Origin of the sequence: Candidatus Aquicultor secundus, from assembly GCF_002791875.1 — a bacterium.
In the GTDB taxonomy this organism is placed as follows: Bacteria; Actinomycetota; Aquicultoria; order Aquicultorales; family Aquicultoraceae; genus Aquicultor_A; species Aquicultor_A secundus.
The window spans coordinates 1-9,204 of record NZ_PFNG01000217.1; the positions used below are offsets into that span (position 1 = coordinate 1).

Below are 9,204 nucleotides of genomic sequence, written 5' to 3' on the forward strand. Positions count from 1 at the left end.
GTTCACTCCGAGAACCCCCATGGACGGCTTTACCGTATTGCCGATTCAAATATTTAGCTGGATATCAAAACCCCAGGAAGACTTCAGCCACCTGGCGGCGGCAGCGATTATGGTCCTGCTTGCAGTGCTGCTGTCAATGAACGCGGTTTCGGTGTGGCTCAGGAACAAGTATGAAAAAAGAACCCGCGCCTAGCCGCTTGCCCAACCCAGCGACCGGGCGTCCGGTGAGATAATCGAGCCGTTTTCACGCAAAACCAACGGCACCACCCACTAATATGCGCTCTTGATAACTGCTCAAATCTGGATCGATTTTCACCACCCGTCTTATTCTGTTAGCAACTTAGCCACTCCATTTATTTTGCGTATTATACCGTTATCCAGCATGTTTGACCCTCGCCATCCAAAAAGGCAAAAAATAATTCACACCCCGTGACCGCTTGTACCCCTGTGCGTTGACGCTTGAATCTCCTTGCAAATCGGGCTAATTTACAAAAACTGTGTTTTAAATCGGTAGCTCTGTTGAGCGCTGTTGGTGATCGCTCAACGGCTGTCGGGCAAAACACAAAGCTGGCCAAGAAGCAAACCTGAGGGCTGCCCAAGTTTTTAAGGCAGTCTTCCGGGAAATAAGGAGGGTTCATTATTAATCAGTTAGTAACAACGTTCTCAAAACCGGTTCTCGGCTTATGTTTAAGCCTGATTATCTGGTCCGGCTTCAATCCCCTGCTGCAAGCCCAACCGCAGCAACCGGCACAACCCGCAACAGTCGAAACCGCCCCGGCAAACCCAACAACAGGTCTTGCAACGAAACCGGCACCGGCCAAGCCTCTCTCTCTTCAGCAGAAAGCCCGCATCGCAGCCGAAAAGTATCGTGTTCCGCCCAAGTTGTTCTTCGCTCTTATCCGGCAAGAATCGGGGTGGGACTACAAGGCGACATCATATGTGGGCGCCGTCGGGCTCACCCAGATTATGCCTTTTAATGTAAAGGCTATGGGTTACAGGCTCAGTAGGTTTAAGACCTCACCCGTCGCCCAGCTTGAATGCGGCGTGAAGATGCTGCGGGCCGAGTTCGATCGCTTTGGCCGCTGGGACTACGCTCTAGCGGCGTATAACGCGGGCGGCGGAGCCGTCAGCAGATACGGCGGTATCCCGCCATACAGGGAGACCATACACTACGTAAGAAACATCATGTATATGGCGAATTACAGCTAAGATTTAGCCAGCAGCACTCTCGCGGGGGCGCCTTCAGCCCCGAGAACCTTTAGAGGCAGGCACATTACCTGATATGCGCCTGCCTCTATTTTTGATAGGTCAAGGCCTTCGACTATAACAACACCGTGCTGCAAGAATATGCGATGCACATCCGTACCGTGTTTGTACTCGGCAACGGAGAGGTAGTCGATTCCGACAAGCCGCACGCCTTTTTCAACGAGTAATCGGGCGGCTTCGGAGGTGAAATAGACAAAATCGGTAGTAAACTCATCACGCTCCCAGAGGCGTGAGTTTCGGGTTTTAAAGAGGGCACGCTCGCATTCTTCGAGGTTGAGCGGTTCAAGATCGGCCCCGGTGATCTCGTTTTCAACGCTAAGCTCAAATACGGTTGTCGGACCGACTAAAACATCAAGCGCAAGTTGGTCAACGGTGGCCCCTCCCGGTAGAAAATGAGCGGGGGCGTCGACATGCGTGCCGGTATGACTCCCCATCCTGAGCGTTGAAACATCCGAGGACGCCCCTTCGGCGATTGCGTGCACGATGGAGCGTTCAAATCCGGGGTCGCCCGGCCAGGTGGGCATCTTCGGTCTAATTGAAACCGATACGTCGTAGAGCTTTTGGCGATTCATGACTGTTCTTGCTTTCTTCCGACGGCCCGCTTAACGGCATCGACGATGTGCCAAGGCGTGAGACCATACTTTGCCAGTAGTTCCTTTGGCCGGCCCGATTCGCCAAACGTGTCGTTGACCGCAACCATCTCCTGCGGTACCGGCGCATTCCTCGCTAAGACTTCGGCCACCGCCCCGCCCAAACCGCCGTTGATCTGGTGTTCCTCGGCAGTAACGATGGCCCCCGTTTGCACGGCGGCGGCAACTATAGTTTCAGTATCCAGCGGTTTAATCGACGGGTTGTTTATCACGCAGACCGAATATCCCTCGGCAGCGAGGCTCTCAGCGGCCTCAAGCGCGGGATAGACCATGGTGCCGCACGCAATAATCGCGGCATCGTCTCCTTCGCGCAGGACCAGTGCTTTTCCTATTTCAAACGGGGTTTCAAAGGTGGTTACAACCGCCGTTTTCTCGCGGGCCAAGCGAAGATAGACCGGGCCCTTATAAAGCGCGGCGGCGACAGTCGCTTTTTTTGCCTCAAGCGCGTCGCATGGGACCAGAACCACCATATTCGGCAGGCACCGGGTTATCGCGATATCTTCGAGCGCCTGATGGGTGGCGCCGTCCTCACCGGTAACCAGCCCTGCATGAGAGCCGGCTATTTTAACATTCGCGTTGCTATAACAAATGCTCACCCGTATCTGGTCCCAGTTCCTGCCGGGCGAAAACACCGAAAACGAGCCGGCAAACGGGATTTTCCCCTCAAACGCGAGCCCGGCCGCCATCCCGGCCATATTCTGCTCGGCAACCCCCGCCTCGATAAACCGCCCGGGATACTTTTTCGAGAACTCAAGCGTCCTGGTCGACTCGGTCAAATCGGCGCTGAGCACGACGACATCCTGATTGTACTCGCCCAGCTCCATCAACCCCTGGCCATAGCCATCCCTGGTCGCGGCCTTTTTTATGTCTTTACCAAATAACGGCTCAACAAGATGAGCGCGTGGATTAATAATTTGCGATCTCCTCTTTTATGCGGTTTTGCTCGGCTTTAAGCTGCCTGAGCGCAACATCGCCCTGCTCTTTAGTCGGGGCCTTGCCATGCCATTCGTAGTTGTTTTCCATGTAGCTTACGCCCTTGCCCGGAATCGTATGGCAAATAATCGCCGTCGGTTTTTCGTAAATTGCTTTGGCTTCTTTGCACGCCGCGATGATTTGGCGGATGTTGTGCCCATCCACCTCTATCACGTACCAGTTGAGCGCCCTGTATTTATCCTTGAGCGGCTCTAGCGGGAATATGTCCTCGGTGTGGCCGTCGATCTGGATATTATTCCTGTCTAACAGAACCGTTAAATTTCTTAATGCATGATTGCCCGCGAAAAGCAGCGCCTCCCATGTCTGGCCCTCATCGTGCTCGCCATCGCTTAGCACACAGTACACGTGGTACTTCTTGCCATCCATGCGCCCGGCAAGACTTCTGCCGATAGCCTGCGAAAGCCCCTGCCCAAGCGGACCGCCCGTGTTTTCGACCCCCGGCAGCGAAAGGTTATGCGGGTGTCCCTGCAGCCGCGAGCCGAGCTTGCGAAATGTTAGCAGCTCATTTACGGGAAAGTATCCCGAACGGGCCATAGCGGCATAGCGTACCGCGCAGATATGACCGTTGGATAAAATCAACCTATCGCGCTCATCCCAGAATGGGTTGCGTGGATCGTGTTTTAAAACGTTGAAGTAGAGCGCGGTAAAAACGTCGGCCATTCCCAGCGGCCCCCCGGCATGCCCGCTTTCGGCTTCGATCAGCATGCGGATTATATCCTGGCGGATAGTATTTGCTAGCAACTCCAGCTCTAAAATCTCAAGGTCGGATATCGTCAGCGCCCTCACCACCGCTTTTGCGCTCTCTTATTCCCTCAATTCCGCCAAATAATCTAGGTAATTGTGATAGACCGAACGGCTGCAGACGCGTCTCGAATTCTTTAAATGCGTCCTCGGGGTTCGCCACATCAAAAACGGCGCGTCCGACGCAGATAAAGTCGGGCTTGGCATCGATTATGTCATTAAGCAACTCAAGCCTGACCCCGCCGTCTATGCCGGACTCAATGCCCGGCTGCAGCATTCTTAAGCCCTTGAGCTTTTCGAGAACCGACAGCTCGAACGGCGATCCGTTAACTTGTGGGTTGACGGCAAGGAAGAGGACCGAGTCCACATCTTTCGCCAACCCCAGAAGCTTGCCGACCGATGTACCGGGATTTACCGCCAAACCCACCTCAAACCCCAGCTCTCTGATTTTATTGATAGTCTCCCGGTGGTCGGAGACCGCTTCATAATGAAAGAACACCCTTTTAAAAACGGCATCTTTAAGCGGTTTTAGGTACGAAACGGGATCGCTTACCATAAGATGGGCGTCAAGCCGCAAACTGGTCGTTATCGAAGCCGCCTCGACCGGTGAAATGCTGTTCATGGGCACGAATCGGCCATCCGCAAAATCAACCTGAGCCGTACCCGACAACAACTCTGCCAGCATCAGTTTACGCCGATAATCATCAAGCGTATCGCTTAGTATAGCCGGAATAAGCCGCATACCATACCCCCAAGTCCGCGAGCGCGTAACATGCTCGGTGAATAACTCCCTTTATTGTAGCGGCAAACAAGCTTTCAGAAAAGCTGTTTGCGCCGACATCACAAGCATAGCATTACTTACTCCCGAGCGATACGAAATTAATCGGAGGTCTTCGTTTTAAAACGCCAGTCGAGATAGATGGAATCATCGTCGGCGTTGGCGTTAATGCTCACGCGATAGTCCATCCCGTACTCCAGCGGACGCTTAGGGATGATCGCGATCGAGTCCCTGATGTACTTATCAGAAAACGGCATTATTTTATAAAACTTAACATCAACCCCATTACTGTCGGTAAGTTTAACATCGATTATCTTGATATCTTTATAGCCGTTAAACGTAATCGTAATCGGATATCCAACCGGGTACTTTGCACCCGGCAAGGGGTCCGGCGTCTCGTCACCGGTGAACTTCACCGGAACGTTTGTCTGGGCATCGGCAGGATAGTAGATAATTTTTTTTGAGATCGGGAACCCGGGGTTGGCAAAATCCATAACATAAGCCACTCGATCCCCCGCCTTTGCCGCCCCAAAACCCGTCTCGTAGACATTGGGATTTATAATCGGCAACCGGTGATACACCGTATCGACCCAGCCGTCGATAGCCCACTGCGGGTCGATCCGCAAGAGATACTGTGCAGACGACCAGCGCATGCTACAGACCTCGGTAGCATAGGTAAACTCATCGTAGCCAAAGTGGCGCATCCTATCCCACGGCCAGGCGCCGGTAAAACCGGTATCGCTATTGCTCTCGATATGGCCGGACAAGTTATGGCTAACGTTATACGTTGCATGGGCCGTTGACGCCTTGTTGATGGTTTTATTAAGTGTGACGGCTTTAAGCCCAACAACGCTGCGGTAATGATTAACCCTGCTCAAGGCCGCGCTTTGCTGCTCTGTGGGGTTAAGCTCCGGCATCACCTTGGGCTCGGTCGTCGCGGGTGAAATAACGACCCGCCAATCCCTCAAATCCAAACCGCCGCCCTTAGGATTCTTTAGCGTGGACACCGTAATGCTCGGTTTCTTGCACGATACGCAAGACTTTCCAAAATCGTGCGCCAGCTTCGGGTCGTTAAAGTAAAGCGTGGTAAAAAACGCCAAAGTGAGCATGGTAAGCATGCTCACAAAAACCCATAAAGCTCTGACAAATATCTGAAAGAGAAGCCTGGCTCCGTTCATTAATCACCATTGTCTTTGCTCTCGCGCAGTAGGAGTACTTTAATAATAACCATTTATCGACATTTCAAACCACTGCCGGCACTTGCTTACGGCCATAATTCCACCGCTCACCCTCCCTTTAATTCCAGGCGAGCGGTACTGTGTGCGGTCAACCGATTTTCGTACGCCACCCACACCCGAAAAGTTGCCACTAGACCCCGTAGCAGGTCGTTTACCAGGTTTTTATTATCGGTTTCAAGATCGGCTTGTATAGTGTAATTAAGGCGATACGCTACAGCAGAGCTACAGCAGATATAGATTCGTTTATAAATGTACTGCTTATAAATGTACTTAAATGACTTAAATGAGCTAAATGACTTTAGCGTATCGATTGCAATGGCGGTTCTCGGTGAAAACATTGGAAAACATTGGGATTGTAATCAGGGGGTGAGACTTATGGCAAGGACGGCTATTTTAAGGGGATTTCTGGATAGAATCGGTGTTCCGGCAGTAAAAAGCTCGGGCACATGGAGCGTCATCAAAATCGAGAAGATGCTCAAGGACCTCAATATCATCGGCTACGAGTTCGACTACGAGCCCAGAGTAGTCCGGCTGCAAGACAGAAACCAACTGATGCTGGTGCTGTGCTATATGATGCCATTTGAAGTCTCAGACGATTTTGATCTGGCTCCGGACGAGTTCAACGGTGTCGCATTAGTCCAGGCGGGCAACTGGCAATTCGAATCCAGGGCGTAAGTGTAGAAATGTGTTTCTAATACCACCCGCGTTTTTTCTTAAATGACATCGCTTTAGATGGGTTGCCGTAGCGGCGCTTGATATACTCGCAGCCGGCCTTGGCCTCGCTGGCCGGATCCCCTAATACCATCCAACCCGGCGGATTTCCAAGCTGGAACAATCCATAGTATCCTGCCGAACTGATGACTCCGGGTGTCACACATTCATGCTTATATATCCACACAAGCGCATCCTGGTCGGCTTTGGAAGGCCAATAGGTCGCACCGACGCGCCTGACTGCCACTTCGACATCGCACGACCTCATAGCGCCCCTGGAGACGGTAACGCGTCTCACTCTATGGCTGTGTTTGCGTTTTTTATGCCTACGCTTTTTCTTCTTATGTTTTTTCTTCTTATACTTATGGCTAGCTTTCTTACTGCTCTTATTAGAGCTTACCAGATATGGTTTCGCCAGCCCTGTTGACGCAGACACGCTCGCGCCGTCAGCAACGGTATTTAAACTGGCAAACCTGACGACTCTATTGCTTACATCACTTGCGCTATGTGCGCTATTTGTACCGCTTGAAACGCCAGCCGTGACGACGGCGCTATTTGATCTTACCTGTGCGATGGCCTCACGATGCTGCGACCCGGCCGCAGATACGTGCAACATCACAACTGTAAGGAGCATTGCAAAACCGAGAATTGACAAACTTTTGCTATTCTTCACTAAGCACCCCACCTAACTTTTTGGTAATAAGGAACTTACGTCCATCAGCTTCTTTTATGCATGATGGCATCGTAAACATGCAGTATTCTTGTTCTGTTAGATCATGTGGTCTTGGATTAGGTTTAGTGCTGCGGCGAGTGGAGGTTTATATCGTGCTACTTCTGACCTTTTCTCGTTATGTAAGCCCTCCTACCGCTTGGCCGAAGGACTGTATGGTCCATTACTATAACGTAAATTCGCCCGCATGTCCAGCCAAAGCCTCTCAAAAAAAGAGCCGTCCTCCATTAAGAACGACCCATCTATCAGGTAATACACTTGTGGGTCTAAGCGGCCTTAATACGTATGCCGTGCTTTATTGCATCGTTGATCACGCCGCGTGTTTTCGCCAACTTCTCAAATTCCTTTCGCGTGTACGGGAGCGCTTCGAGGAAATAGCTAAGGTTCCAATGCTCGCTTAAAAAAATAAGGCGGCGAGGAAACGGTATATCTGCAAACTTATCATCGATAATAATCAGGTCGACATCACTTGTTTCAATTGCATCGCCTCTTGCCCTCGACCCAAACAGAATCGCCTCCTGAGCATCGATAGCCTTAAGGAATTCTTTTATCTGTTCTATGAGATCTTGAGATTGCTGTTTATCCAATCCAAAACCTCCTTAGACTTCGCGATGGCTTGATCTGCAATCTCTGCATCATAAATGTCGGACGGTTTTCCGACAGCCGCATCAACATATCGGGTAACGGTATAATGAGGATTCAAGAATTGCAGGTGTTCGTTAATTGATTTAGGAATAGCCCAACCAAGCTCGCGTGCCAACTCGGTCAAGTTATGGGATTTAGGAAATGCTTTCTTGAGGACAACAAGATGTGCCGCTTTTAATGCTTTTTCCGTGGCTTGCCTTGCTAGCCAAACAGCATAATTATATCGTGCGCCTTTGAACATGATCTGCGCGCTTTCCAGATCATAGATTGCGTCATCGAGCCATAGCTGGGCTTCTTCTCTCACAAAACACCCGACCCCTTTATCTTTAAAACATTATAACACGATCGACATTTCCAAAAACAGAAAATCAACGTTGGTCAATTGGCTTTTTTCTAGATTACGATTAATATAAATTTTAACCGGACAGTAGTGATCTTGGATCTCAACACCGGGTTACGGCGCGGTGAGCTATTTAACCTTAAATGGGACGACGTTGATTTTAACCGCGCCATACTAACAGTTAGAGGCACTGGTGCGAAAAGCGGGCAAACCAGACACGTCCCGCTAAAAGAGGCAAAGCTATATTCAGCGATATTGCTACGGTCGCGCCGCTACCAGGCCAAACACAAAACCATTGCCCCAGCCCGGATAGGGGCTGAGGCACGCTGAAACAGGGTTGAAACCGTCGAATATACGTGGACGAACCATAATATATAATAGGTTCCGATACCTTTAAATGGACGGGATACCCAAAGCCCGTGCCTGGCGCCCCCAGCAATGGCGGCAGCGCCTTGTTATATTTTCTCTTTGTATTTCCTGAAGCCATCAACCAGTTGCCGGAAAGAGGTGGGTTTGTACTTCTCAAAGCTCTCTTCGTCCACATAAACAAAGTCATAGGTCACATTCGACTGCACCAGGTTGATGTCCTCGCACCATTGCCGCAGCCGTTCCGTCTTGAGCGGCACGTCCAGGTCTTCCCGCCCCTTGGTCTCGACAATGACAATTCGTGCGCCGGATAGCTTGACCAGAAAGTCCGGGTAGTAGTTGGAGATGTCGCCGTGCGCGTTCACATAGTCCAGTTTGAAATGCACCGCCAGGTAGTTTTTTGCGTAGGAAACCACATCGTCGCAGTCTTCCAGGAAGCGGGCGAAAGTGAGTTCAAACCGGCTGTCCCCAATGATACGGTTAAAGACACTCTTCTTCGGGACAAGGTAGCCCTGATCCTTTGCCACAAAGGGGCGCGTTTGCCGCAGCTTGATGGTGTCGCGGATTTCGGCGTCGCCCTTATCCTGCACCGTCAACGCATTGATCGCCTTTTTGAAGGTTTCGAGCAGGGTTTTGGTAGCAGCCAGTTCCGACAGGTTGCGCAGGGTGTTCGGGCTTTCCAGGTCTACCGGCCGGTCAAACAACCGGTCCTGAATAAACGCCTTGACCTTGCCATACAGCACGTC

Annotated in this window: 11 protein-coding genes and 2 pseudogenes; 4 read left to right on the forward strand and 9 right to left on the reverse strand. The window is 51.2% G+C overall.

Going from position 1 to position 9,204, the window contains the following annotated elements; all coding sequences use genetic code 11:
- Together COY37_RS09260 and COY37_RS09265 are read left to right on the forward strand one after the other, a co-directional pair.
- A pseudogene (locus COY37_RS09260) lies at nt 1-193 on the forward strand (phosphate ABC transporter permease PstA); the annotation flags it as partial.
- 656 nt (nt 194-849) lie between these two features.
- The gene (locus tag COY37_RS09265; protein WP_286678298.1) at nt 850-1,209 is read left to right on the forward strand and encodes a lytic transglycosylase domain-containing protein; all 360 of its coding nucleotides are present in this window, start codon (nt 850-852) and stop codon (nt 1,207-1,209) included.
- Here the strand turns inward: COY37_RS09265 and COY37_RS09270 are convergent.
- The 5 genes from COY37_RS09270 to COY37_RS09290 form a co-directional block, all read right to left on the reverse strand.
- The gene (locus tag COY37_RS09270; RefSeq protein ID WP_286678289.1) at nt 1,206-1,838 is read right to left on the reverse strand and encodes a cyclase family protein; all 633 of its coding nucleotides are present in this window, start codon (nt 1,836-1,838) and stop codon (nt 1,206-1,208) included. The two genes, COY37_RS09265 and COY37_RS09270, sit on opposite strands and share 4 nt — an antisense overlap.
- Nucleotides 1,835-2,830, reverse strand: coding sequence for a transketolase family protein (locus tag COY37_RS09275; protein WP_502690506.1), 996 nt, complete (start codon nt 2,828-2,830; stop codon nt 1,835-1,837). Before COY37_RS09275 ends, COY37_RS09270 begins: the two co-directional genes overlap by 4 nt.
- Nucleotides 2,823-3,680, reverse strand: coding sequence for a transketolase (locus COY37_RS09280; RefSeq protein WP_502690507.1), 858 nt, complete (start codon nt 3,678-3,680; stop codon nt 2,823-2,825). Before COY37_RS09280 ends, COY37_RS09275 begins: the two co-directional genes overlap by 8 nt.
- Nucleotides 3,667-4,392: a beta/alpha barrel domain-containing protein gene (locus tag COY37_RS09285; protein WP_286678291.1), complete on the reverse strand. Its 726-nt coding sequence runs from the start codon at nt 4,390-4,392 to the stop codon at nt 3,667-3,669. The genes COY37_RS09280 and COY37_RS09285 overlap by 14 nt, the downstream gene beginning before the upstream one ends.
- Nucleotides 4,393-4,529: 137 nt before the next feature.
- Nucleotides 4,530-5,606, reverse strand: a complete 1,077-nt coding sequence (locus COY37_RS09290) for a CAP domain-containing protein (RefSeq protein WP_286678292.1) — start codon at nt 5,604-5,606, stop codon at nt 4,530-4,532.
- Between the two features lie 435 nt (nt 5,607-6,041).
- Here COY37_RS09290 and COY37_RS09295 point away from each other — a divergent pair, with 435 nt between their 5' ends.
- Nucleotides 6,042-6,341, forward strand: a complete 300-nt coding sequence (locus COY37_RS09295; RefSeq protein ID WP_286678293.1) for a hypothetical protein — start codon at nt 6,042-6,044, stop codon at nt 6,339-6,341.
- A 16-nt stretch (nt 6,342-6,357) separates the two neighbouring features.
- Here the strand turns inward: COY37_RS09295 and COY37_RS09300 are convergent, their stop codons facing one another.
- The 3 genes from COY37_RS09300 to COY37_RS09310 form a co-directional block, all read right to left on the reverse strand.
- Nucleotides 6,358-7,050, reverse strand: a complete 693-nt coding sequence (locus tag COY37_RS09300; RefSeq protein ID WP_286678294.1) for a hypothetical protein — start codon at nt 7,048-7,050, stop codon at nt 6,358-6,360.
- A gap of 323 nt (nt 7,051-7,373) precedes the next feature.
- Nucleotides 7,374-7,694, reverse strand: coding sequence for a nucleotidyltransferase domain-containing protein (locus tag COY37_RS09305; RefSeq protein WP_286678295.1), 321 nt, complete (start codon nt 7,692-7,694; stop codon nt 7,374-7,376).
- The gene (locus tag COY37_RS09310; protein WP_286678296.1) at nt 7,664-8,056 is read right to left on the reverse strand and encodes a HEPN domain-containing protein; all 393 of its coding nucleotides are present in this window, start codon (nt 8,054-8,056) and stop codon (nt 7,664-7,666) included. The genes COY37_RS09305 and COY37_RS09310 overlap by 31 nt, the downstream gene beginning before the upstream one ends.
- 126 nt (nt 8,057-8,182) lie before the next feature.
- Between COY37_RS09310 and COY37_RS09315 the strand changes: the two genes are divergently transcribed.
- A complete protein-coding gene (locus COY37_RS09315) occupies nt 8,183-8,422 on the forward strand; it encodes a site-specific integrase (RefSeq protein ID WP_286678297.1) in 240 nt (79 codons plus the stop codon).
- A gap of 125 nt (nt 8,423-8,547) precedes the next feature.
- Here the strand turns inward: COY37_RS09315 and COY37_RS09320 are convergent.
- Nucleotides 8,548-9,204 (reverse strand): annotated as a pseudogene (locus tag COY37_RS09320) (type III restriction endonuclease subunit R); the annotation flags it as partial.